The sequence below is a fragment of the Gimesia sp. genome (assembly GCF_048260065.1).
GTDB lineage: Bacteria > Planctomycetota > Planctomycetia > Planctomycetales > Planctomycetaceae > Gimesia.
In genome coordinates, this window is sequence record NZ_JBLXHC010000002.1 from 365,102 (window position 1) to 388,212 (window position 23,111).

Consider the following 23,111-nt stretch of genomic DNA (forward strand, 5'->3'; position numbering starts at 1 on the left):
GAACAGACAGGGAGACTTTGCTTGTTGGAGTTAGTCATATATGGAACCCAGTCTCAGCATTCTACCCGATACGCTTTGGAACCGGGCCGGGAGCTGGTATTAGGTCGTTCCCCAGAAGCAGATATTTCAGTTACCTGGGATGATCGGATTTCACGTAAACATGCGCTGCTCAAAGTGCAGCCGAAACAGTTATCCGTATCACGGTTTTCCAATACGGAAAATCAGATTTTCCTGGCTGGGATTGCATTCGATGATTTTCTGCTGGAGCCGGGAAGCACATTCGTCATCGGTTCGACTACTTTTCAGCTACTGGATTCTGCGTCCAGTTTTTCCTCTCCTCGAGAATCACCGCTGGAAGAAGTGACTTTTAAACCGAATGAGTTAATGAAGGTCCGTTATCGTGATGCAGATCAGAGGATCGATGTGCTGGCTCATTTACCGGAACTGATCCTGGATGCCCGGAACGACGCGGATCTGTTTCATCGACTGGTAACAATGCTGCTTTCTGGTGTGAAACATGCTGACGCGGTTGCTGTGGTCCGTTTGAATGACGAGGATCGGGTAGAGGTTCCCTTCTGGGAAAGACGCCGTCAGACCCAGGGAGGTTTTCATCCCAGTGGGCGACTGGTCCTGGAAGCAGTCAAAAAAAGCAAACGCTCGGTTCTGCATGTGTGGGCAGCCAAAGAGGAGAAAGAGAATCAGGAAGATTATACTGCAGTCGCAGAATTTGACTGGGCTTTCTGTACTCCGATTGAAGAGGGGGTGAATGGGAGATGGGGGCTCTACGTTGCGGGTGAATTAAACCAGCCATATCAGGTTTCGGTTCCACAGGGAGCTGGTGGAATTGATCTCCAGGCAGATGTGAAATTTACCGAGCTGGTGGCTTCAATCGTCAAGTCGGTGAGACGGCTCAATCAGCTGGAACGTCAACAGGCTGGTCTCAGACAGTTTTTTGCGCCCCCGATTCTTACGGCGATCGGCGATAATCTGAATACTGAGATTCTTGAGCCTCGGGAATGCGATGTGACGGTATTGTTTTGTGACCTGCGGGGATTCAGCCAGCATGCCGAGAGTTCCTCCGAGGATTTAATCGGTCTACTGGGACGAGTCAGCCAGGCATTAGGAATCATGACATCCCACATTCTCGATTTTGGTGGTGTGACAGGCGATTTTCAGGGAGACGCTGCCCTGGGATTCTGGGGCTGGCCCTTCTCTTCCGAACTGGCCCCCCTTGATGCCTGTCGAGCGGCACTGGCCATACGAAATGCATTTGAGCAGATCAAACTGCAACCCGATCACCCCCTTTCGGATTTTCGTATGGGAATCGGGATTGCTCATGGGAGAGCCGTTGCCGGTAAAATCGGCACGAGCGACCAGGTGAAAGTGACTGTGTTCGGTCCTGTGGTTAACCTCGCCAGTCGATTAGAAGGGCTGACCAAGCATTTGCGCGTGCCGGTTTTAATGGATGAAGCAACCTCGCAAATTGTGCGGACGAAACTGGACAGGGAAGAAGGCCGAGTCAGAAAGCTGGCACGGATTCTGCCGTATGGAATGGAAAAACCGGTGGTTGTCAGCGAGTTATTGCCTCCTGAGTCAAAAGCTGAAACATTGACCGATCAGGAAGTTACGTGTTATGAAACAGCGGTTGAGCATTTTATCCAAGGCCAGTGGGAAGAAGCATTTCGGCTCCTGCATAAGATTCCCCCATCCGATCGTGCTCAGGATTTTCTTGCTTTACAGATCACACGCACCAATCGGATTGCTCCGTTGGACTGGGATGGAACGATCCGGTTTGATAGTAAGTAGTTTTATTAAGCCTGCATGAAGTGATCTACGCCTGCAGCATTCGCTGAGTTCTGATTTTACCGGCTGGGTGGACTGAGTTAAAAGAGCGAGTGCCTTCCCCCTTCTTTTTTCCAGAAAAATCAGACAGATAGAGAAAGCTGACCTACTTTTTAGCAACGGAGATCACTTTGATGGGTTTGTGATCAGGTCCTTGAAAACCTATATCATTGTCAGCTTTGAGAGAAGAATCTATGAGCAAGGTAGAACTGTTAACTGAAGAGTGTATCGAGTCTTCTCAAATTGACTCTAAGTTTGAAGTGCAATATGAACTCGAAATGGATAACCGTTCCCAGGAGATGCTGCTTGTCTTAAATGAGGTCTTTGATTCATTGCTTCCCTCCAGTCAGTCTTAGTGGTCGATATCAATTCAATGTAATGGATTCCTCTCATGCTTCATTCTTCAGAAAAAACTAATGCTCGAGTCCTTGTGATTGACGACGATCCTTTATTTCGCAATCTGATGGTCTCTTTTTTACGCCGTGAATATTTTGTTTCCGTTGCCAGTGATGGATCGGAAGGTTTTCATAAAGCTCTGGAATATCCACCAGATATTGCGATCGTCGATGTGCAGATGGCTGTCTGGGATGGGTTGCAGACCCTGAAAGCATTTCGGTCGCACCCGACTCTGTCACAGACCAAGATCATCATGTTGACATCCGATGCCAGCAAGGAGACCGTAATCGCTGCGATTCAGGGAGGGGCGAATGATTACATCATCAAAACCAGTTTTTCGAAAAGCGAATTCCTGGAAAAGGTAAGACGGTTTGCACAACCGGGAGCGACACGTGTTGCTAATACCCCTAATTCTGGAAAACGACAGCAACCGGTTCCAACAACAACCAGACAGGCTTCTACTCAGAATACACAGGTTGAACCAGCGAAACCCAAGCCCGTTTACTCTGTTTCTGAATCGGTGGAAGATCAACTGACAGGGCTGTCGCTCGACCAGAGTGAAGAGGCACAGCTGGAAGAAATTATGGATGACTGGGATTAACCAGATCCGGATCAATTCAGGTACCGATTCATAATCCTGTGACAAATCAATAAAATAAAAGCCGCTGCGTTAAAACTCTAACGCAGCGGCTTTTTCAGTTTTTCGCGAATGCAGAGGGGAGATTAAAGGGTTTCTTTCGAGAACTTGGCAATCATATTCCCGATGAATTTGAGAATCCCTTTATCCAGCTTAGCCTTGCCGTCAATAGTATCATCTTCGCGTTTCATGACGAAGGAAAACGTATCATCCGTGCTTGTGAGTGACTTAATCAGCAACTCACGAATTTCCTGATTTCCTTTCTCACCGCGAAGCTTATTAACCATCTTCAGCCAGGGCAGTGTTTTGACATTCAATTCGATGACTTCCGGGCTGACCTTTTCAGGGGCCGGTTCTTTTACGATTTTGGAAGCATCGGTGATTCGTTTAATCGCATCCGGGCCGGCAGCTATCCAGAGTGCTTCAGTAGAACTACCTACATACAGGGCCTCCCCTGCTCCGAATAATTCATCGAAACCGGCTTTGTACATGTTTTTGATGTTGATCTTATGAATCTTCAGGGACTCTTCATTCACAACATCTGTTTCAACTGTCTGATCCTTCATTACTTTGGGGAGCAGTTCCACGATTTCTTTGAGTTTGGCACCGTCGGTGGAACGAACGCCGCCTAACAGGGTGTATTTATTATCTGTGGTAGAATTTGTATCGATGAATCCATCCACGAGCGATGTTTCTTTTCCCGCATCAAGCATCTCAATAATTAAAGCGGCCACTTTTTTACTGGCTGTTTTCTGTTCGTCCGTCAGGTCTTTGTTTGAGTCGATGCGATCCTGTATGCTCGGCAGAAGCAGTTTATAAAATGCGGTGAAATTTTCTTTTCGCATTTCATCCAGCGGGTGGTTAATTCTTCCGTTCAGAATACCATCCATTTTGACAGGAACGTTGGCAAAGTAGCTGGGCTTCGTCGCAAACTGTTTAATGCTGGCATCAAGGGATGTACCCTCAAGGGCTTTTAGGGAAAAGACAAGGCGCCCCTCATTCGCAGGAGCATCGGTTGTCCAGCCAATCACCATTTTTTCTGATTCGACAAACAGGCGCTCCAGCTCATCCATCTGATGGGTGAAGGCCAGTTTTCGCAATTCGAAAGCGTTGTCTGTCTCATCCCGTTTTTTCTTAACAGCTGCCAGTAACTGTTCACGGGTATTGACCATCGATTTTTTACGATCAGCGACTCCCTCTTTTTCATTGGTAATCAATGCGCTGAAATCATATTTTTCCTTCAGTAAGTCCTGAATTCTTTTAAGGGGATCCTCAATTTCGTTGACTTCAGAAAGCTGCTCAGAAATAACAACATACTTCTCCGTCTGGAGATAATTCATGTAGCCTTCGAATAAATTCCCTAAAATATAAGGGCCTTTTCTCTGCTTTTTGGAAGAGATTTCAAAGATTTCCAGGTTATCGCGGAATTCACCCAGATCGCTGATTGGAAGAATGAGGCGGTAACGTTCTTTCTGATTTTCACCCAGTAAAATATCGATCCGCAGAGGGCGAGTTTTATCTATTCCTTCCAGAAAGGAAGGAAGAAGTTCTTCGAGGTTACTCCAACCCTTTTTTTCATCAGCCAGGTCCAGAACCAGATACTTCAGGTCAGCAATCATGCCGTCTGCGTTGATCTGTGCCAGCGAGATATTGGGAGCGGATTTATTCTCAGCGTTGACTGACTTGGGGACGGTAAAGCAAAGTAATAGGATAAACGCGCAATGAGCAATACGGCTCATACATTTCCTCCATGATGTATATCTGGGGATCATTGTTGATCAATCATTATTGTCTGCACGGGATCAGCAGGTTCGTCAGAAGCGGTCAGCTTTTAATCCAGGTGATCCGTTCGCAAATGGTAGTTTATACCAAAAGTAATGAATAGGGAACTACGGATGAAGAAATAGCTAAAGTCCGAAATCGTTGAGTTATGAGTCAGGAATATCAGGCGAATTTAGCGTAGCAGGATATGTGTTATTGTGTATACGATGTCTGGTTTCGGCTGTCAGGTCCAGAATCTGATTCGGCGGAAAATCAGGGAAATACTTAATGATGTTCAACAACATTTGAAAAAAAAGAGGAACTGACATTGTTGTTGTGGGACAATCGATATGAGTCTTACATTACAGTTTGTCAGCCGGTTGCTTAGTCGGAACAGGTTTTTCTGGACTGGCTTTTGCGATTTGTAGACCGGTGATCAGACCCAGATAGCCGGAAATTCTTTCTGTGGGAGTGTAGACGTTACTCTCCAGAATTGCAGAAACTTCAGGCACTTTGTTCTGAATGGCAGCGATTGCACCGATCGTGTTCAACATATCTTCCCTCAAGACCTGATCTTTGATTGCTGTGACAAATTGAATCGCCTGATCAAATTTTGATTGATTAATCAACACAGAAAGCAGTTTCAGTGACAGCTGCCCTTTCCAGGCTTTCTTTAAATCCTCGTCTTGATTGATCACATGTGCGGCCTGTTCCGGTTTGCCATTTCTGATCAGTGATAAAGTCTGTTGAACCAGCAGATCTTCTTTTTTCAGGGGAGGGATATTGTCATTCAGAGCCTTTTTGATCTGAGCTGTCAAATCGGAATTTTTCTGATTCCAGTCCAAAATTGTGGCTGGCAGACCGGAATCCAACAGCGTATCTTTCAGGTTTTCATCTGTTGCCTGCTGGCTTTGCTGGGCCAGATTCCAGACGCTGGCAGACAACTCTCCTTTTGCAGCCTGAGACAATAAACTCACCAGGAGATTCGTCCTGTTTTCAGCTGCAGCTTTCAGTGCGGTGAGCTGTTTGCGGTAATCTCTGATCGCACGATTGATGCGATCGTTGGAATCAAGGTTTAAGGTATCTTTGATTTGATCTTTGAAATTGAAATTCGAAGATTCGTTCTGCTTAGACTGTACTGCGGCAAGGCTGGGGGCCGTAGCCTGAATTGCCTGAACCGCATTTTTCAGGAAACGGTTCGCTTCAGCCTGTTCACCCAGTTCCGCTTCGGCTAAGGCAATTTGCAGGTAAGCCTGTGAAGTCAGTTCGAGAGGCTCAGAAGCCGGTAATTTCATCGTATAAATTTCTTTGAGGCTTCCCAGTTTCATCGGTGTCGGAACCGGAACCTGATCCAGGAATGATTTTGATTTGGCCAGAAATGCTTTCGCCAGTTCTGGTTTCTTCAATACATTCAGTTCATGAGCACAACGGGCATACATCAGAGCATTTCCGGTCGCAGACAGTTTCATTTCTGCAGGCTGGATCAGCTCGATCCCCGGTTTCTTGTCTTGATTGACGGCCTGTTCCAGTACTGCCAGTGACCATTGTGTGACTGCTTCTGTGCGGTCGATTGCATCTGTTGCCAGGGCCGCCCAGTTCAGGGCTGCCTCAGGATAACCGTGAGAAACCAGGATTAAGGTTGTTGCTACGGACTGTGGTGCATTCCAGCGCCGATGCAAATCAATCAAAGCTTCAAAATCGTAGTAATTTGTTTCATGCGCGATCTGCAGATAAGCGGACAATTGCGCCAGGCTATTTTCAGCCTGATGCTTGCTGATCAGATCTTCTGCCGCATCTTCGTTGCCGGCTGCGACCCAGAATGCAGCCAGACGAGAGACGAGGTCAAGCGTATCACGTCCTCCATATTCGGGGATCTTTTTAGACAGTTCTACCGTTTCGTCTAAAGTTTTCTTCAAACCGGCTGAATCCTTCTCTTTTAACTGAAGCCAGCCAATCTCGATCAGGGGGAATATTTTGTAGAAAGGGAGAACTGGATCGACGGTATCGATTCGGCCTATCTGCTCACGTGAACCTGCCAGATCACCATAAATCGCATAAGCTTCTGCCGCTAAACGACGACTGAAAGGCTTGCTGCGGTTTTCTCGAGAGCGGGACAACTCTACCATGGAATTCAGAGATGCTTTCTGAACGGCTTCAGGATCAACCGGTTTTTTCTCTTGCTGCGTAGTTGTCTGGGGTTGTTGTGTATTATTCGCCAGTGGATTGACTGTCGGAGTGTCATTCCGGGGGAGCATCGAATTTTGTGACTGGTTTTTGATGATGGGGTTATCAAACGGTTTTGCCAGTTCTGAACCATCCTGACCTGTTGTGGTGAAGTAGAAATAAGCTCCCCCAATGGCAAGCGCTGGGATCACGATAGCCAGGATCAATGGCAGCTTTGATTTCTGATCTGAGACAGGCTTCTTCTCTTCCGTTGTTTTCCGTTCCGCAGACTCTGAATCTGGAATCGTGAAGACTGGCGCCAGGCATTCCGAGTTAGCGCATCTCACTTCTTTGCCAACTACTTTGGAAGAGGCGAATCCCGGTGTATCACACATGGGACAGACATAACGGTTCATCTTGCCTTTGACGGGCTTGCGCAACAGAGGGATGACTTTGGAAGTCTGTTGTTTGCGTTCCAGTTCAAACGGATCATCATCAGAAACCGTTTCACGCCTGTTACGGCTTCCCGGAGTAGCTGGAGTGGCAGCAGCTGATTTTACCGGTTGTTTACTGCTGGCAGCCGGTTTTTTAGCGGATGACTTTGCCGTCATAGATGCGCCACAGAAAGGGCATTCTGCTGCGTCTTCATCTAAAACTGATGCTCCGCATGATGGGCAAGTTGGCAGATCCATATTTTTGTCGTCCGATATGATTAAATGGTCAGTGGTTTGGGAGTCTCATGTTGTTAGATAGAGACAGATTGGATTTATGATACGGTGGCTGTATGATAGTAACGCAGAAGTGAAAACATAACATACTGTTTAAATTACAGCGAGCTAAGTCCATTCTATACCGTAGATATCCTCTCGTTCAAGGTTTATCTGTAGATAGTATCGGGTGAATCTGGGCAAAGGGAAATTCTCTGTAGTTCAATAAAAGACACTTAGCTGTTTCTCCTGAGATCAGTTTCTTCTTCAGGCAGTCTTCATCAGTTCAGGATATAATTCAGATATGCAGCAACAGGTTACCGAGATTGTGGAACAGTTTGAGTCCGTTTTACACCAGCAACGATCAATTTGTGATGTACTGGATCATTTAATGGAAGTTCTGGGAGGACGTGCGATCGGGCTTTGGCGTTGTGAAGCCAGTCACCTGAAACAGCTTGGTTTTTGCGCAGATTCACAAATGGATGCACAGGTAAAAAGCGAGTTTGCTGCGTTAACACAGGAAGTTTCCTTACAGAATACTGGTTTAGGAATCGTCAAGGCAGTCATTGATCAGAAACCAGCGATCGGAACTCTGCAGGCAAACGAATCCGGTTTACAGGGGTCTTCGGAGTGGTTGCAGAAATTTGCTGCAAAACAGTCTTATGCGATACCGGTTTTTGAGGGGGATCAGGTGGTTGGCGTTCTGGCAGTTTCCACAAACCAGGTACATCAGGCAGGCGATCCGGAATGGGAGTTGCAGACTCAGGTTGCCCGAGAGATTGGTGCAAAACAACTTTTGGGGATGTTTTAGCTGCTGGATTCGACTAAGATTGAGCGAGGTAGAAAAGAGTGGAATTGCCAAGGGGATATTGGGTGTATAACATTAAGTAAAAGCTACTTCCTCTTCTAACGAAGCGTTGCTGTCGATTTCTGAATTGAGCAGTCCTGCCACCTGACTTTAGTATTTCATTGGTGATCTTCTTCAGGTTTGTGTAAAGATGAGTCGTTCCAACCCATTGCACTGGTCATTTTCAATCGGAACCTGGTTTCTGACCCAGGTTCGCGTCAGTATCTTTCTACCTGTTTTGCTGCTGGTTTTCTGGTCTCATTATTCACTGGGACTGGGAGTGACCCTGTTTGGGATCCTGTTTATCAGTGTATTTCTGCATGAGATGGGGCATGTTGTCGCCTGCCGTCTAACAGGAGGTGAGGCAGATCAGATCGTTCTCTGGCCTCTGGGGGGGCTGGTTCCCTGCAGCCCGGAAAGGACATTCTCTGCGCGACTGTTGACCGTATTAGGGGGGCCGGCTGTCAATCTGCTGCTCTGTGCGATCACTGTCCCTGCAGTCATCTGGTCCGGGCATCTTTCGGATTCACTCAATCCGATCAAACTGCCAGCCGTGGATTTGAGTAATCAGCTGGGACAGGCTGTTTTACTGCTGATTTTCAACCTGAACTGGCTGTTACTGCTGGTAAACCTGATTCCTGTACTTCCCCTGGATGGTGGTAAGGTACTTCAGATCGTTCTCTCCCGTCGATTTGATGAAACCGTCGTACATCGGATCCTGTTGAGTGTCAGTTTCTGGATTGGTGGCATTGGCATGGTTGTTGGATTGAGTACCCACAGTGTATGGGTCGTCTTTTTCAGCGCTCTGTTACTGATGTTGAATTTGATCGAATTTACCTCAACGCAACGAGAAGATTCGTACGACGATTCAATCTTTGGGTATGATTTTTCTCAGGGCTATACCAGTCTGGAGCGTTCCAGCAGTCAGCTGGTAGAAAAGCAGGCTGGTTTCTTTCAGAAGTGGCGCGAAAAACGCCGCTTACAGAAAAAAATGCGAGAACGTGAAAAGAACCGGGATGCTGAAAAGCAGCTCGATTTGCTTCTGCATAAGGTGCACGAATTCGGTTTAGAGTCACTGACTCCTAAAGAACGTCAACAACTGAATCAGGTGAGTGCCCGCTATCGAAAGAGCGACTCCGAGACTTGAAAAAGAACTTCCGTTTGTGATGTTTCCGCACACATTTACGACTTCTTTGGTCTAACACAGATTCTTTGCGGCATTATTTCTGCTGTAGCCTCTTCTTTTTCAATCTCAGCCTGAATAATCAATTCAACTCACCAGAGCCATAAAACCCGACCATAAGATGTCCTGCTTTTAAGTAATGCTTAGTATTTCTGGTGAACACGGGAAATCCCTCCTTTCTTACCTGTTACGTATCCATTGATACCTCAAAGGGACGCTAATACCCTTCTCTGTATTGGGTTATGGATAATTCCTGGTCTGATTACATCTGAGATTTACCAATTGATGTGTCAAATGAACACGTTTTGGCAAGAATGTGCCCATGATTGTTCACTATTCCTGGTTTAAAGCCATTTTGAGTGTTTTTGACTCGTTTTCGAGTCAAAATTGCCGGGAATTGAAGAAAGAGACTACAATCACAGTCCAGATGCGATTTCTGATTTGCGGAATGGTGTTTGCGAACTAGCTTTTTAAGGGAATTTACCTTTAGAAAGTTGAGATCGGATTATGGTTTTAGGGACAATTGACTCATTAAAGAAGTTATCCAACTTCAGTAAATGCGGTGGTGAGTGGGATCAGGAATTGCATCAGGATGCAAAGAATGATCTTGCCATTAGTCGTATGAAGCGGATTTCAGAACTGACTGGTCTGTCGATGCATTGCTTTGACAGTAAGCAGAGAATTCTGCATGACAAATCAAATGCGCTGTCGCTCGCCTATTTCCCGGCGGATGTTCTCAATGAAATCGAGACTGTAGAAGGTCTGACTCTTATTGAAAACCCGAACGGGATTACTCACTTTCTCATTCCTCTGCTCAGGGATGCAAAACAGCGGTATACCGCAGTTGGTTTTGTGTTTTCCAGAGAAAAGAAGAAGCTGACGGAAATGGTTTTATCTGCAGTCAAGCAGGAGTGGAGCTCTGAAGATTTGGATTTCTGGCTGGAAAATCAGCGTGTTCTGGATGTGAAATCCCTGCATGCATTATTAAGCCTGGCTGTTCTACACCTTGAAGAAGAACTGCAGCTGACTCAATTAAATGACGAGGTCGACAACTTATCAGAGTGTCTGGATGAGACATTCGAAGAGATCAGTCTGTTACATGAGGTTGCACAACATTTGAAGATCTCAGAAACCCCGGAGCAGCTGGGGCAACTCTGCCTTGATCGAATCAGCACTTTAATTGAAGCAGAAACAAATATTATCTGGTTTGAAGGCCAGGATAATACTTCACGGTTTCTGTCTGACAGTCAGACTGACTTTGATGAGCTGAAGCTGGCACGCCTGGTGGCCCAGTTTGACGGGTATCACTGGAATCAGCCTCTGGTCATCAACCAGGTAGAGAGTTCTCTACTGTCGCTTGAGTTTCCAGACCTGCATAATCTGGTATTGGTTCCCGTTTCAGACGGCATCAATTCCTTTGGGTGGATTCTCAGCTGTAATTTACTCAAAAGCGAAGAATATGGAACGATACAGGCGAGCCTGTTGAATTCAGTTGCTTCATTCCTGGGGACACACTTACGCAATATTGATCTTTATGCTCAACAGGAAGAACTGATGTTGAGCTTTGTGAAGTCCTTTATCTCGACTCTGGATGCCAAAGATCCTTATACACGCGGTCATAGCGAACGGGTCGCATTGATTGCACAGCAGCTGGCAAAACAGTTGGGCTATTCTGGTGAGTTTCTTCAGGATATTTATCTATCGGGGCTATTGCACGATATCGGGAAAATCGGAGTCGATGATGGCATTCTTCGGAAGGAAGGAAAACTGACTGATGAAGAATTTGCCCAGATTCAAAAGCATCCCATGATCGGTTATAAAATTCTGACGGGGATTAAAAAGCTGAAGAATATTCTTCCGGGGATACGAAATCACCACGAACAGATTGACGGGCGAGGTTACCCTGATGGTTTACGGGGAGCTGACATACCATTGATGGCGCGGATCATCGCTGTGGCCGATGCCTACGATGCGATGGGCAGCGATCGTCCCTATCGAAATGGAATGCCACTGGAACGCCTGGAGAATATTTTCCGGGAAGGCAAAGGGCTCCAATGGGATTCTGATGTCGTTGATGCCTATTTCGAAATTCGGGATGAGATCACCCGACTCTCTCAAAAATATAATGCAGAGGCCGAAGCGCTGGCTGAGACTGGGGCAAACGGATAAACTGACACCTTTTCGCAGAGCAAATTGTTGCGGTAGACATCATCTGTCAAAAGGGAGCCGTCCGGTGAAAACTTATCGTTATCGAAAATGGATTCTTCACACTCATCTGACGCTGCTGTCTGTCTGTTTGATTCTGGGATGTGGATCAGAACAGTCTGCTGACCAGGCAGACCCACCGGTTCCCGTGGCGCCAGCCCTGACGGATTCAAATCTCAATACCCCAAAGGACATTTCCAGTTCTGGCGGGGAAACTGTAATCGATGGTATCCGGTTTCAGGTACCTTCAGGCTGGGAGCAGGTCGCACTCTCCCCTGCTCAACAGGGAATGATTGCAGCCAGTTTCAGGATTCCTGCTGCGGGTAAAGACGTTAAGCTGACTCTCTCTTCCGTCGGAGGTGGTATCGCTGCGAATCTGCAGAGATGGAAGGGACAGTTTCAATTGAAACCCGGGGAACTCCCCGTCGAAAAAACGATGCGTGTCGATGGTGTAGACGCTGTCTGGCTTGATCTGAGAGGCACCTTTGATTCCGGTCCCGCCATTGATTCTCCTGTGGCTTCGGGCATGCGTATGATCGGAGTGGCCATCCCTCGCAGTCCTCGTGACTTTTATCTGAAATTGACCGGTCCCCGTGAACAGCTTTTAAATGTCGAAGCTGAATTTCAGGACTTTGTGAAATCAGCCCGTTTCGTGCAGTAAGAGGACGATGCGGTCTCACAGGGGCTCAGGTACTCACGCTGCTTCAGCGTGAGGCGGGCTGCCAGTGACGCAGTAATCCCGCGACCAGATGTCCGCCAAAACCAAATGAGAGTTTCAGTACGGTGTTGATGGATTTCGAAACTGCGGTACGGGGTGTGTAATTCAAATTGCATTGTGGATCAGGATGTTCCAGGTTCACTGTCGGAGGAACGATATTGTCCCGCATTGCCAGTAAAGTGAACCCGAGTTCGACACTGCCTGCTGCACCCAGCAGGTGTCCCATCCCCCCTTTCAGGCTGGAGCAGGGAATCGATTGAGCCGGTTCACCGAGTGCATTTTGCAGTGCGCGGGTTTCGTAGAGATCGTTGATCTGGGTACCAGTACCATGCAGATTGACGTAGTCCAGTTCTTCAACTGAGACCCTGGTACGATCTAACGTATCGGTAATCAATCGTGCCAGACTTTCCGCAGTCGGGTCGAACTGCATCAGATGGGTTGAATCGGCACCGAGACCTCCTCCCAGCCATTCTGCATAGGGGGTCGCATTTCTTTCCAGCGCATGTTCCAGCGATTCCAGGATCATGATCCCAGCCCCCTCGCCTACGACAAATCCATTTCTCCGACTGTCGTACGGTTTACAGGCTTGCGCGGGAGACAGGAAGTCCGTGGCCAGCACTCCCATCCGTTGAAACGAACTCAGAACCGCTGGTACCAGGGAAGCATCGGCACTACCTGCGATCACAGTATTACAAATTCCATCTCGAATTAAGTCGGCACCTCGCATAATACTGGACAGGCCCGTTGCACAGGCGGAAACAGGGGTTAATGCTGCCCCCTGTAGTCCGAACTCTGCGGCAACGGCCTGACTGCAGGCATGAGGAAGGCATTGCAACCAGAATTCCGGTGGGATCGAATCATGAGAAGCCGATTTTCTGTGAGAAGCAGCAGCCAGTTCGGCATAGCCGGCGATGCCTCCTTTGCTGGATCCAATTACGCACCCGGCAAATTCATTCGAGAGTTGACTTCGATCGAGACCAGCATCCTCGATTGCTTCGCAGGTCGCTTTCAGAGTCAGATTGATGGCCGGATCACTCTGGAAGGGAGGACGGTCGAGAGATGCAGAGGAGAGTTCGGAGTCGGGAATGATTCCCCCTGCAATGGGGCGTCCCAACTGGTTAGACAGTTCCTGCAGCAGGCTGGTGGCAGAATGACCGGTGAGCAGCTTGTGCCAGGACTGTTCACGTCCGACCGCATAGGGAGTTATCAGGCCAATTCCCGTGATGACAACCCTGCGGGAAATCTGCTCTGTGACCGAAATCTTTGGTGGCATTAGCCTGTGTCCAGGTTAATTGTCGCGTTTCCAGGGGTACAGGGACCACCAGGAAGTAGGAAACTGTTGTTGGTGAGACGCACTCAGGAACTGATTTCAGGAGCGCATGAGGGCAATCAGGACCGATGACTGGTGCGGCAGATGGCAAATAATGCCAGCCCGACCAGGACTGCCACCAGGATGTATTCGATAATTGACGTCTGAGATGTCTGTACCAGGCCGCTCTGTCGAGTTTCTTCCTGGGCAAGAACAGCTCCCGTTGAAGCCAGTAAAACGCCTGTTGTTGAACAGAATTCACAGAAGCGTTTGGTCATGTTTTGGTTTCTTTTCATAACGATACGAAATACAACTCTGGTCAGGATTGAATACGACTGATACAGGGGATTGTAACAACAGTCCTGGCTGACTGCATCCAGAAAAGGTCATTCCTGGTAAAATCCGGGGGAATCCTGCTGTCAATCAATGGCTGGTACCTTGTTACTGTACCGGTTTCAAGGGACCAGCCCTGTTTCAGGCCTGGATGACGGCGTCAACGGGTTTCCGCATTTCGTGAAAATCCTGCTGGTGCAGGAAGACGGTTTGCCAGCTTTCTGAACGGGGTTTCATCTTAAGTCGATATTCATCGATTTTGACCAGGTAGAACGCATACAGGCTGCCCCGGAATTCAAACAGTTTTTCCAGACTGTTGGAGATCGAGTTTTCAGGGAGCTGATACGCAAAAACAAAGCTGGAGACAAAACCGTTCCCAAACAGGTCCTGCCACCGCTGAAGCCCTTGAATATCTTCCAGAGTGGCCCAGTTTTCCCAGCGACGGCTCTGCTTCTGATGAGGGGTGATTTCAGTGCGGCCTTTGACATCAATCAGCAGGTTCGGCCCTTCGCTGGCGTAGACAATGAAGTCCAGCGACTTAATGGATGCGTCTTTCGCGAGCGCACGTCGTTTCTCATCCACTGCCACATAAGGAATTTTCTGGTCGCGGAGGTATGCCTCAAACGCGGCATCATAATGGTTTCTGCGAATTACCATTTGAGTTACTTTCCCATGACAAAGAGGATCAGTCGACCTGTTCTTTTGTGAGCAGGCTGGCGAGATACTGTAAGTATCTATACTTGGGAAAGTAATATCAACAGCAGTTCGGAGGAAATTTAACAGAAGCACCAATGGCGATTACGTCAGGATCCGTCTGATATGTTCCAGCAGTTCTTCCTTACGAACGGCAGTCTGCGTCCCGGTCTGCATATCCTTGACCTGCCATTCCTGTTTTTCAAATTCCTCATCTCCAGCGACGATTACGATTTTGAAACCGTGTCGATTGGCGTATTTGAACTGCTTTTTGATGGCTTTGGTGTCCGCGTAGACTTCGACGTTAAAACCGTACATCCGGAGATCGCGGGCAATTCTGAGATAGTCGGGAGTGTATTTGGCGTCCATTTGTGTGACCAGAATCGGTGCCGGAGTCGAAATCTCTTCCAGCAGATTCAGTTCCTGCATGGCAGCCAGCAGCCGATCCAGACCCAGACTGGCTCCGACGCCTGGCAGTTGCTGTGTCGTAAACAGTTCAGCGAGGTTGTCGTAACGCCCGCCTGAACAGACACTGCCGATACCAGGTAACTGGTTCAGAAACGTTTCGTAGATGGTTCCGGTGTAATAATCGAGCCCGCGGGCAATTGAGGGATCCAGGACGATTCGTTCACTGACGATACCCGCTTTGTCGACCGCATCAAAGACTTCTCTCAGATATGCGACCCCCTGCTCTCCACATTCATTGCCGGTCAGCTGATTCTCGAGTGAATTCAGGATCTCCGCTGTGGGACCTTCAACAGTCGTCAGAGAAACCACTTTTTCTGCCTGTTGTTGAGTCAGGTTCCCCTGCTCCTGCATTTCTTTAATGACAGCATCGGCACCGATCTTGGGGAGCTTGTCGAGAGCCCTCAGTACATCCGCCGAACGTGACTGGAGACCCAGGCTTTCCAGCAGGCCATTCAGAATCTTACGGTTATTGATGCGAATCGTAAAATCGGAGAAACCGATCTTCACCATCAGGTCGTGAATGATGAAGAGGGTTTCGATATCGGCTGAATTGGAGGTGGTCCCGATTGTGTCAAAATCACATTGGACAAACTCGCGGTAGCGACCTTTTTGAGGCTGTTCTCCGCGCCAGACTGTACCGACGTGATAACGCTTGAACGGAGTTCCCAGTTCGCCGATATTCTGGGCAGCAAAGCGGGCAAACGGCACGGTCAGATCAAATCGCATGGCGACATCCCGTTTTCCCTGTTTGAAACGGAACATCTGCTTATCCGATTCAGTGCCCCCCTTTCCAGTCAGGATTTCGGTGTATTCCAGTGCTGGAGTGTCGATCGGGCTGAAACCATAACTGCGGTAGACTGACTTGGCTGTTTCAATCAGTTGTTCACGGGGAATCATCGCCGCGGGGAGGTAATCTCGGAACCCTTTGAGAGTCCGTGGTTCAATTAAGTCTTTTTTCACAGTCGTTCTACCGAATCGGATGGCAGCTGAGCTGTTTGCTGCCGGAAAATAATTAGGAAAAGCGAATGATCTCAATCATTCTGCTAAATATGGACAATGGGAAGCTTCTGGTGGGGCGTTTCAGAGGCGGAATCTTTTGTTTTTTTCTTTTTCTTCTTTTTGGGAGGCAGTACGGCGTGGGCGTATTCCCAGATCTGTTCCGGAGTTTCGAACAGGCGGTCGTAGGTGCCATCATTATCGTATTCGCATTCGTCCGTGGTGTAAGAACGACAGATTTTAGGTCGATCTTCGTAATTTCCACAGCGATAATCATCCAGCAGGTATTTACAGTCGCCGTAAACCATCAGGAACCAGACATCGTCGTCAACAAAAATGGCGCAGCTTCCATGCATGACGTACCAGCGCATGTGGTCGTAGTCTTCCCAGCTTTCGGGAGTCTCAATCGGCAGCGCAAAATAACGACAGCAGCGAGCCGTGCAATAACTGCACAAAACTTCGCCCGGTTTGAGTTCAGTTCGTTTGACTGTCACTGTTGACATATTGGGTTACCCCTGGTGAAGAGTTTGGTGGCAGAAGAAACTGCTGTAAGAGCCGCTTTTGAAAAACATTGAATTAATTTGAGTCTGTCAGCTTTTTGATAGGGTAATCTGCATCTGAAAAAACGCAACATTCAGAACTCCAGAAAAATTATGGAAGCATTGATTCTGGAACAGTTTATATCCTGAGTCTTTTATAAGCCATTCGAACCTAAATTGCACGGAAACAGAGGATAGAATGTAGACGAATTCAAACAGTCGCTCCGTCATGTTTACAGGAACCTGTTCAGCAGGAGTTGCTGTTTCAGGATTGCGGTTCGGTGATATTGCCCCTTTTGTACCGGTTTTATTGATTATCCGGCCAGGAGAAGTGGTATAATCTGGGTTTCTGCTTGACCCTGATTTATTAAGGGACTTATCATTAAATACATAGCACAGATTGGTTTTTAGCTGCATTCCAGTCTCTCTGCAGAGATCTCTTCAGGATCTGTACGTATAATTGATACCAGTCGAATTATTTTCGATCATGAGTTCCTGAACGTCGATGTTAGTTACAGGGGGTCGTAGCAGCTGGTTCCTGTAGTCTGTTCCAATAAGTTGAAATTACGGTAAGCGTTGAAATATACCGAACATAATTATCTTTAGATTCAAAACAAGATTACGAGAGTGAATCTCGTCTGATTCCATCAAGGTTCTATACAGATGCATAAATCCGGAGTAATCCTGGTCTGGTTTGTCGCCATTGCAACAGTAGGGGCAGTTCTGCTGACATCTAAAATGCTGGATGTCCGGGGAAGCTGGCTCAAAGTTGTCGAGAAGAATAAAGCTCAGATTGAGAAAAATACAACAGAAATTGAAGCCAGGGAAAAAGAACGCCAACAGCTTCTCAGAGAATTAACCCGGACCATGCTGGGCTGGGATCGATACTGGGATGCAGAAGTGAACATTGTCAATCCGCAGACCGGAGAGATTCAGGTGGCACTGAATAATAATCAGGTTCTGGGGGGAGAAAATATGTCGCCCGAGGCTGCAGCAGCTCAGGTCTTCTATGCATTTCAGCCTCAGACTAATCCGGCGAATTCCAATGTTTCCAGCTTTGCCGGTGCGTTTCGCTTCAAGCCCAACGACAGAACCAGACTGGTACCAATTAATCCACCTGTTGCCGGAGAGGTAGCTACCTGGAAAAATGGTGTTTGGAGAATGCGGGAACTGGTTCCACTCAACTATATGAATGCCTTGCGGGATCTGCGGGATCAAATGGTACAGAGTGAAGAACAATTCAAATTGAAGCAGGGTCATCTTCAAGATCTGAATCGACTACTGGCAGCTGCAAAAGAGCGACTGGAAGTTCGGGTCAGTGAACTGCTCGGTTCTGATAATGCTCCCCAGGATGAACTCCTGCCTGTCGAGCTCCGTAAAGGACTGGTCGCCGGTCTGGAAGAGGAAGAACAGGAACGAAACCAGGAATTCGCTGAAACCGATCGATTACGACGCGAGTTGATTACAATTTACCAGAAGCAGTTGGAATTGATTGATGAGGTAAGCAAACTCAGCAATCAGCTACCCAAACCCAAATCATAATCATCGCAAATGAGTGAGGCAGGCTTCACTCCATACCAGCATGGATGGCAGGCGTCCCGTCTTCAGACGCCCGGAATTACGAACTGACACATAAGGATACGTTGGGCAATGGGGATTGAGAGCCGGGATTACCTGCGGCATGAAAGCGGTGGAGGAAATTATCGCTCGTTTGGCGTCGCTTCCGGTGGCTGGGCCATCAAATATATCCTGATTGCAAACGTGGCTGTCTTTCTGGTTGAGATGGCTACATCAGATGGTCAGGGATCATCAGCGATAATCAACTATCTTGAGTTGGGACGTGCTGAACTCTTTTCTCAGTTTCAGATCTGGCGCCTGCTGACATATGGATTTTGTCACGCGCTGAATCCCCTCACACACATCATTTTCAATATGTTTGTGCTCTGGATGTTTGGTCGTGCGGTGGAGCCGATTCTGGGATCCCGTGAGTTTCTGACCTTTTATCTGGCAGCAATCGTGATCAGTGGCCTGTGTCATGTCGGGATCAGTCCGATTCCGGTCATTGGTGCTTCCGGCGGAGTAATGGCTGTTGTCTTTCTGACGGCCATGTATTTCCCACGAATGACGGTCCTGTTGTTTTTTGTTGTGCCTATCGAATTACGCTGGCTGGCTGTCCTGTATGCCGCCGTCGATCTATTTGGGTTCATTAATCCGGGGGGAGATACCGTCGCACATTTTGCTCACCTGGGAGGAGCAGCGTTCGGTGTGGCCTACAAATATTACGGCTGGAATCTCACTCGGCAGTTCGACAGTAAATGGAACCGCTTCCAGGTGAACCGCTCCGCCAGAAAAAAGAAACTCCGGGTGTATACCGAAGAAGATTCTCACCTTTCCAAGGCGAGCCTTGATGAACGCGTCGATGCGATTCTGGAGAAGATCAGCCGTGAAGGTGAAGCCAGCTTGACGGACCAGGAACGAGCGCTGCTTAAAGAAGCCAGCAACAAATATAAAAAGAGATGACGACGGTTGAGAACCGATTTGCTTTCTGTCAGGATGAACTGTCAGCAATCTCAGTCAAATTGGAATCCGGGAATCAATCATGTCGCAAACTCATTTTCAAGAGCTGATTCAGCGCACTCGTGCCGGAGATCGGGCTGCTGAAAATGAACTGATGCAGAAATGCCGAGCCTACATTTCGCTGGTGGCCCGGGCACAAATCGAAGGCTGGATGCGCACGAAAGTCGATGCCTCCGATCTGGTGCAACAAACCTTACTGGAAGCACATCAGGGGCTTGAGCAGTTCAAAGGGGAAACGGAAGCGGAATGGCTGGGCTGGCTGCGGGGAATCCTGAAACATAATACTCTGGATTTTGCCAGAAAATACCAGGGCGCAGCCAAACGTGACGTGAAGCGGGAGTTTTCACTGGATCAGTACGGGGCTGCGGCTTCACGGTCGGCAGCTCAGAACTGGGAGTTGAGAGATTCGATGGAAACTCCCAGTCATATCCTGTTGAATCGCGAGCAGGAAATTCTGATGGCAGATGCTGTCTCCGAATTGCCTGAAGATTACCAGGAGGTGATTATGCTGCGGAATCTGCAACGGCTTTCGTTTAAACAGGTCGCGGAGAGAATGAACCGCAGTCCCGGGGCCGTTCAGATGCTCTGGCTCAGAGCGTTAAACCAGTTGCAGGAGCGTCTGGAGCATCCTTGAAGACAGCAATGTGATTCAGTCGTGGACGGGTTATAGAGAGAGTACAGAACTGTGGATAACGAACAGCATCAAACATCTGAGTCCGTGATTAAAGTACTGAATCAATATGTAGACTATCTACAGAACAGTGATCAGGAAAGTTGCCATAGTTTACAGGCGGTCAATCCGGAATTAAGACCTCTGATGGCATGTCTGGATTCGCTGGAACAACTTGCCCCCCGCAGAGAAGAAAGCGGACTGTTGTCAGATTCTCTGGGACCTGACGATGCCACTCTGCTCCAGGCGACACCTGGTTCACAACACACTGCTCCTGGAAAGGTGACTCAATTCGGCAACTATGAACTGCTGGAAGAACTGGGGCGTGGCGGGATGGGAATTGTCTATAAAGCCCGCCAGAAAGACCTGAACCGGATTGTGGCCTTAAAGACGATCTTGAGTCATCAGTTCGCATCGGAAGAAGAGGTACGCCGTTTTTACCAGGAGGCCCGGGCAGCGGGACGGTTACAGCATGCGAATATTATTTCCATTCATGAAGTCGGTCAGCAGATGGGGCAGCATTACTTCACGATGGATTATATTCCGGGAGGTTCGTTAGCAAACTCGCGGCTGGAATTCATGAATCAGGATGCAGGTCGGGATTATTACCAGATTGCTTCGCTGATGCAGCAGGTTACCAAAGCCGTTGATTATTTGCATTCCCAGGAGATTGTCCATCGCGATCTGAAACCATCGAACATCCTGATTGATGATCAGAGGGTTGCTTACGTAACCGATTTCGGACTTGCGAAAATTTTTGCGTCTCAACAACAGGGTGACGAACAGGATGCACAAACACAGAGTGGAATGATTATCGGTACTCCCGGTTACATGTCCCCCGAGCAGGCGGCGGGGCAACTGGATGAAATTTCTGCGCGCAGCGATATCTTCAGCCTGGGAATTATCTTGTATGAACTGCTGACGGGAATCTCTCCGTTCAAGCAGCAGAGCCCTCTGGAATCCCTGGTGGCGGTGATTGAAGGGGAACCTCCCCTGCCTCGCGTACAGAATGCATCCATCCCCGGACCTCTGGAACTGATCTGCCTGAAGTGTCTGGAAAAAGATCCGGCTGCACGCTACCAGACAGCTCAGGAGTTAGCGGATGATCTGGAGCGATTTATCGCTGGGGAACCCGTTTTGGCGCAGCCTGCCAATTTCAGACAACAGTTCCAGCGCTGGTTCCGCAGGCAGCCTGCGCTGGTCTCGCGGTTATCTGCCATCGTATTAGCCAGTGGAATCATTCAGACCGTGTATTCGACGCAAGGAGTCGACTTCATTTATCACATGAAGATCATGACTCTGTTTGCGCTCTGGGCCATACTGGCTCTGTTTTTTCAGTGGGGACTGGATCACCTGGAAAACAAGATCAAGGTCCGATTCTGCTGGTCAGCCGCTGATGTGACTCTGTTAACCGGTTTACTGGTTCTGGCGGATACACCGATCGGAATCTTGCTGATTGGTTATCCCATGCTGATTGTCTCAGCCGGTCTGTTTTTCTACGTGCGTCTGGTTTTGTTTACCACAGTTCTGTCGCTGCTTGCAGTCACGGTGCTGGTGCTGGTCAGACCTGAACTGGCAGTCTTATGGCAGTATCCTGTGATCTACAGCATGGTGCTGGCGATCCTGGGACTGATCACCGCTTACCAGATCTATCGCGTGAGAGTTCTCAGCCGGTATTATGAATTGAGGCGACCAGAACGATAAGCCTGTAGGTTGTGTCAGGCGGCGCTGGATTTCCGTTGAGCAGCATGGCGTGAGATCAGACGATACAGCGCCTGCCAGACGCGGGTGACTTCCAGTTCGTCCATACAGCATAAATTTTGTGGCCCACGTTTGGGGCAACGTTTCTGATAGCTTGCTGCGCAGTCTACGTTCGTCGAGACAAGCTCGTGCTGTTTGCCGGGGGGGCCTGAGCGTAGTGAACTCGTGCAGGTAAAGATCCCCGTAACAGGAGTTCCCAGGCCGGCGGCCAGATGCATCGGACCGGAGTCATTGGTGAGTAAGTAATCTGTTTCCAATAATACTGCAGCCAGTTGTTTGAGAGTTGTCTCTCCTGCCAGGTTAAGGACGCGGCCTGTCGGCACGAATTTATGCAGCAACTGTTCGATCTGGCTGGTCAAAGGGCGTTCGTCTGCTGTACCTACCAGAACGATATTGCAGCGAAAGTGGCGGATGGCTTTGGCGCCCACAGCAGCGAAGCTTTCCGGGGGCCAGCGTTTCGTAATCCATTGTGCTCCGGCATGAATTGCCAGCGTGGGGCAGGATGGTTCTCCTGCTGAGAGGGTCGTCTTAGCCCAGGCTCGATCTTCATCGGCGATAAAGATCCGGGTATCCCGGCTGGTTTCACCCGACTCGAAGGCATCGGCAACATTCCAGTATTTCTGATAGGCGGGAACAAAACGACTTGTTTCCGGAATGGTCATATTGTAAGCCAGATGCGAACCTTCGCGTGCTGCTTCAATTCCGATTCGCCAGCGGGCTCGTGTGGCTGCGGTCATGAGTCCGGTTCTCATCAAGCCCTGCAGGTCGAGCACGAGATCAAACTGTCGCTGTTTCAGCTCTTTCAGGAATCCCCACCAGTAGGGAATTGAACTCCGCCTGCTGAAAGGGATGATTTCATCGATGTGTGGATGACCTTCCAGAAGATTCGCGAAACTGTCACGAATCACCCAGGAGATCTGAGCATCAGGAAATCTGGCTTTGAGAACCGGCAGAATGGGGAGCGTCTGTACGACGTCTCCTAATGCACTGGGTTTAATCAGGCAGATACGACTGGCTTCAATCTGATTCGTGAGAGATAAAATATTGTGCTGTGAACTCATCGCTATAAATTGATTTAATAATTTTGCAGGTTGTCAGTACGTAGAGAAACAGAGCTAAAGCCAACAGGCGCGGCATCATACCGGCAGAAGTGGATATGGGGCAAGATCAGCTTTCATCCCCCGAGTGCTATACTTCTCTTGTTTCATGAAAATACCAAAAATCAGCTGTTTTATGAAAATCTGCGAAACCAAAGTGCATGAAGTGAGTTTGATCTAATGTAAATTGAATCTACTGCAGAAGCTTA

The 23,111-nt window shown here is 48.4% G+C and carries 19 protein-coding genes; 10 read left to right on the forward strand and 9 right to left on the reverse strand.

Annotated elements, in window-relative coordinates; translation table 11 throughout:
* The first annotated feature begins 24 nt into the window (after positions 1–24).
* Positions 25–1,806, forward strand: a complete 1,782-nt coding sequence (locus ACN0YN_RS04485) for an adenylate/guanylate cyclase domain-containing protein (protein ID WP_417383791.1) — start codon at positions 25–27, stop codon at positions 1,804–1,806.
* Positions 1,807–2,233: 427 nt separating this feature from the next.
* The gene (locus ACN0YN_RS04490; protein ID WP_417383792.1) at positions 2,234–2,839 is read left to right on the forward strand and encodes a response regulator; all 606 of its coding nucleotides are present in this window, start codon (positions 2,234–2,236) and stop codon (positions 2,837–2,839) included.
* Between the two features lie 122 nt (positions 2,840–2,961).
* Here the strand turns inward: ACN0YN_RS04490 and ACN0YN_RS04495 are convergent, their stop codons facing one another.
* Positions 2,962–4,614 carry a hypothetical protein gene (locus ACN0YN_RS04495; RefSeq protein ID WP_417383793.1) on the reverse strand — a complete coding sequence of 551 codons (1,653 nt, stop codon included), beginning with the start codon at positions 4,612–4,614 and terminating at the stop codon, positions 2,962–2,964.
* Between the two features lie 384 nt (positions 4,615–4,998).
* The gene (locus tag ACN0YN_RS04500; RefSeq protein WP_417383794.1) at positions 4,999–7,410 is read right to left on the reverse strand and encodes a hypothetical protein; all 2,412 of its coding nucleotides are present in this window, start codon (positions 7,408–7,410) and stop codon (positions 4,999–5,001) included.
* 400 nt (positions 7,411–7,810) lie between these two features.
* On the opposite strand from ACN0YN_RS04500, the gene ACN0YN_RS04505 reads away from it, so the two are divergent.
* The 4 genes from ACN0YN_RS04505 (at position 7,811) to ACN0YN_RS04520 (ending at position 12,402) form a co-directional block, all read left to right on the forward strand.
* A complete protein-coding gene (locus ACN0YN_RS04505) occupies positions 7,811–8,317 on the forward strand; it encodes a hypothetical protein (RefSeq protein WP_417383795.1) in 507 nt (168 codons plus the stop codon).
* Positions 8,318–8,504: 187 nt separating this feature from the next.
* Complete coding sequence (locus ACN0YN_RS04510) at positions 8,505–9,500, forward strand: M50 family metallopeptidase (RefSeq protein WP_417383796.1); 996 nt, start codon at positions 8,505–8,507, stop codon at positions 9,498–9,500.
* A gap of 543 nt (positions 9,501–10,043) precedes the next feature.
* Positions 10,044–11,705, forward strand: a complete 1,662-nt coding sequence (locus ACN0YN_RS04515) for an HD-GYP domain-containing protein (RefSeq protein WP_417383797.1) — start codon at positions 10,044–10,046, stop codon at positions 11,703–11,705.
* 64 nt (positions 11,706–11,769) lie between these two features.
* Positions 11,770–12,402 carry a hypothetical protein gene (locus ACN0YN_RS04520; RefSeq protein ID WP_417383798.1) on the forward strand — a complete coding sequence of 211 codons (633 nt, stop codon included), beginning with the start codon at positions 11,770–11,772 and terminating at the stop codon, positions 12,400–12,402.
* A 43-nt stretch (positions 12,403–12,445) separates the two neighbouring features.
* Here ACN0YN_RS04520 and ACN0YN_RS04525 read toward each other — a convergent pair whose 3' ends face one another.
* From ACN0YN_RS04525 to ACN0YN_RS04550, 6 genes are all read right to left on the reverse strand, one after another.
* The gene (locus ACN0YN_RS04525; RefSeq protein ID WP_417383799.1) at positions 12,446–13,732 is read right to left on the reverse strand and encodes a beta-ketoacyl-[acyl-carrier-protein] synthase family protein; all 1,287 of its coding nucleotides are present in this window, start codon (positions 13,730–13,732) and stop codon (positions 12,446–12,448) included.
* Positions 13,733–13,848: 116 nt separating this feature from the next.
* Entirely contained in the window at positions 13,849–14,046 is a 198-nt protein-coding gene (locus tag ACN0YN_RS04530; RefSeq protein ID WP_417383800.1) for a hypothetical protein, read from the reverse strand.
* 196 nt (positions 14,047–14,242) lie between these two features.
* Complete coding sequence (locus tag ACN0YN_RS04535; protein ID WP_417383801.1) at positions 14,243–14,758, reverse strand: HYExAFE family protein; 516 nt, start codon at positions 14,756–14,758, stop codon at positions 14,243–14,245.
* Positions 14,759–14,899: 141 nt separating this feature from the next.
* Positions 14,900–16,222, reverse strand: a complete 1,323-nt coding sequence (gene hisS, locus ACN0YN_RS04540; RefSeq protein ID WP_417383802.1) for a histidine--tRNA ligase — start codon at positions 16,220–16,222, stop codon at positions 14,900–14,902.
* An 83-nt stretch (positions 16,223–16,305) separates the two neighbouring features.
* Positions 16,306–16,761: a YkgJ family cysteine cluster protein gene (locus ACN0YN_RS04545; RefSeq protein ID WP_417383803.1), complete on the reverse strand. Its 456-nt coding sequence runs from the start codon at positions 16,759–16,761 to the stop codon at positions 16,306–16,308.
* 87 nt (positions 16,762–16,848) lie between these two features.
* Positions 16,849–17,214, reverse strand: coding sequence for a hypothetical protein (locus ACN0YN_RS04550; protein ID WP_417383804.1), 366 nt, complete (start codon positions 17,212–17,214; stop codon positions 16,849–16,851).
* Positions 17,215–17,460: 246 nt separating this feature from the next.
* On the opposite strand from ACN0YN_RS04550, the gene ACN0YN_RS04555 reads away from it, so the two are divergent.
* The 4 genes from ACN0YN_RS04555 to ACN0YN_RS04570 all read left to right on the forward strand — a co-directional run bounded on the left by ACN0YN_RS04555 (position 17,461) and on the right by ACN0YN_RS04570 (position 21,748).
* Complete coding sequence (locus tag ACN0YN_RS04555) at positions 17,461–18,339, forward strand: hypothetical protein (RefSeq protein ID WP_417383805.1); 879 nt, start codon at positions 17,461–17,463, stop codon at positions 18,337–18,339.
* Between the two features lie 108 nt (positions 18,340–18,447).
* Positions 18,448–19,317, forward strand: coding sequence for a rhomboid family intramembrane serine protease (locus ACN0YN_RS04560; RefSeq protein ID WP_417383806.1), 870 nt, complete (start codon positions 18,448–18,450; stop codon positions 19,315–19,317).
* Positions 19,318–19,396: 79 nt separating this feature from the next.
* A complete protein-coding gene (locus ACN0YN_RS04565; protein ID WP_417383807.1) occupies positions 19,397–20,008 on the forward strand; it encodes a sigma-70 family RNA polymerase sigma factor in 612 nt (203 codons plus the stop codon).
* Positions 20,009–20,059: 51 nt separating this feature from the next.
* Complete coding sequence (locus tag ACN0YN_RS04570; protein WP_417383808.1) at positions 20,060–21,748, forward strand: serine/threonine-protein kinase; 1,689 nt, start codon at positions 20,060–20,062, stop codon at positions 21,746–21,748.
* A 14-nt stretch (positions 21,749–21,762) separates the two neighbouring features.
* Here ACN0YN_RS04570 and ACN0YN_RS04575 read toward each other — a convergent pair whose 3' ends face one another.
* Positions 21,763–22,866: a glycosyltransferase family 9 protein gene (locus tag ACN0YN_RS04575; protein WP_417383809.1), complete on the reverse strand. Its 1,104-nt coding sequence runs from the start codon at positions 22,864–22,866 to the stop codon at positions 21,763–21,765.
* Between the last annotated feature and the right edge of the window lie 245 nt (positions 22,867–23,111).

Bases quoted from the DNA above. Each gene is read 5' to 3' on its own strand.
- ACN0YN_RS04490 (WP_417383792.1), top strand. From the start codon at position 2,234: ATGCTTCATTCTTCAGAAAAAACTAATGCTCGAGTCCTTGTGATTGAC.
- ACN0YN_RS04495 (WP_417383793.1), bottom strand. From the start codon at position 4,614: ATGAGCCGTATTGCTCATTGCGCGTTTATCCTATTACTTTGCTTTACC.
- ACN0YN_RS04500 (WP_417383794.1), bottom strand. From the start codon at position 7,410: ATGACGGCAAAGTCATCCGCTAAAAAACCGGCTGCCAGCAGTAAACAA.
- ACN0YN_RS04505 (WP_417383795.1), top strand. From the start codon at position 7,811: ATGCAGCAACAGGTTACCGAGATTGTGGAACAGTTTGAGTCCGTTTTA.
- ACN0YN_RS04510 (WP_417383796.1), top strand. From the start codon at position 8,505: ATGAGTCGTTCCAACCCATTGCACTGGTCATTTTCAATCGGAACCTGG.
- ACN0YN_RS04515 (WP_417383797.1), top strand. From the start codon at position 10,044: ATGGTTTTAGGGACAATTGACTCATTAAAGAAGTTATCCAACTTCAGT.
- ACN0YN_RS04525 (WP_417383799.1), bottom strand. From the start codon at position 13,732: ATGCCACCAAAGATTTCGGTCACAGAGCAGATTTCCCGCAGGGTTGTC.
- ACN0YN_RS04530 (WP_417383800.1), bottom strand. From the start codon at position 14,046: ATGACCAAACGCTTCTGTGAATTCTGTTCAACAACAGGCGTTTTACTG.
- ACN0YN_RS04535 (WP_417383801.1), bottom strand. From the start codon at position 14,758: ATGGTAATTCGCAGAAACCATTATGATGCCGCGTTTGAGGCATACCTC.
- ACN0YN_RS04545 (WP_417383803.1), bottom strand. From the start codon at position 16,761: ATGTCAACAGTGACAGTCAAACGAACTGAACTCAAACCGGGCGAAGTT.
- ACN0YN_RS04550 (WP_417383804.1), bottom strand. From the start codon at position 17,214: ATGCAGCTAAAAACCAATCTGTGCTATGTATTTAATGATAAGTCCCTT.
- ACN0YN_RS04555 (WP_417383805.1), top strand. From the start codon at position 17,461: ATGCATAAATCCGGAGTAATCCTGGTCTGGTTTGTCGCCATTGCAACA.
- ACN0YN_RS04560 (WP_417383806.1), top strand. From the start codon at position 18,448: ATGGGGATTGAGAGCCGGGATTACCTGCGGCATGAAAGCGGTGGAGGA.
- ACN0YN_RS04565 (WP_417383807.1), top strand. From the start codon at position 19,397: ATGTCGCAAACTCATTTTCAAGAGCTGATTCAGCGCACTCGTGCCGGA.
- ACN0YN_RS04575 (WP_417383809.1), bottom strand. From the start codon at position 22,866: ATGAGTTCACAGCACAATATTTTATCTCTCACGAATCAGATTGAAGCC.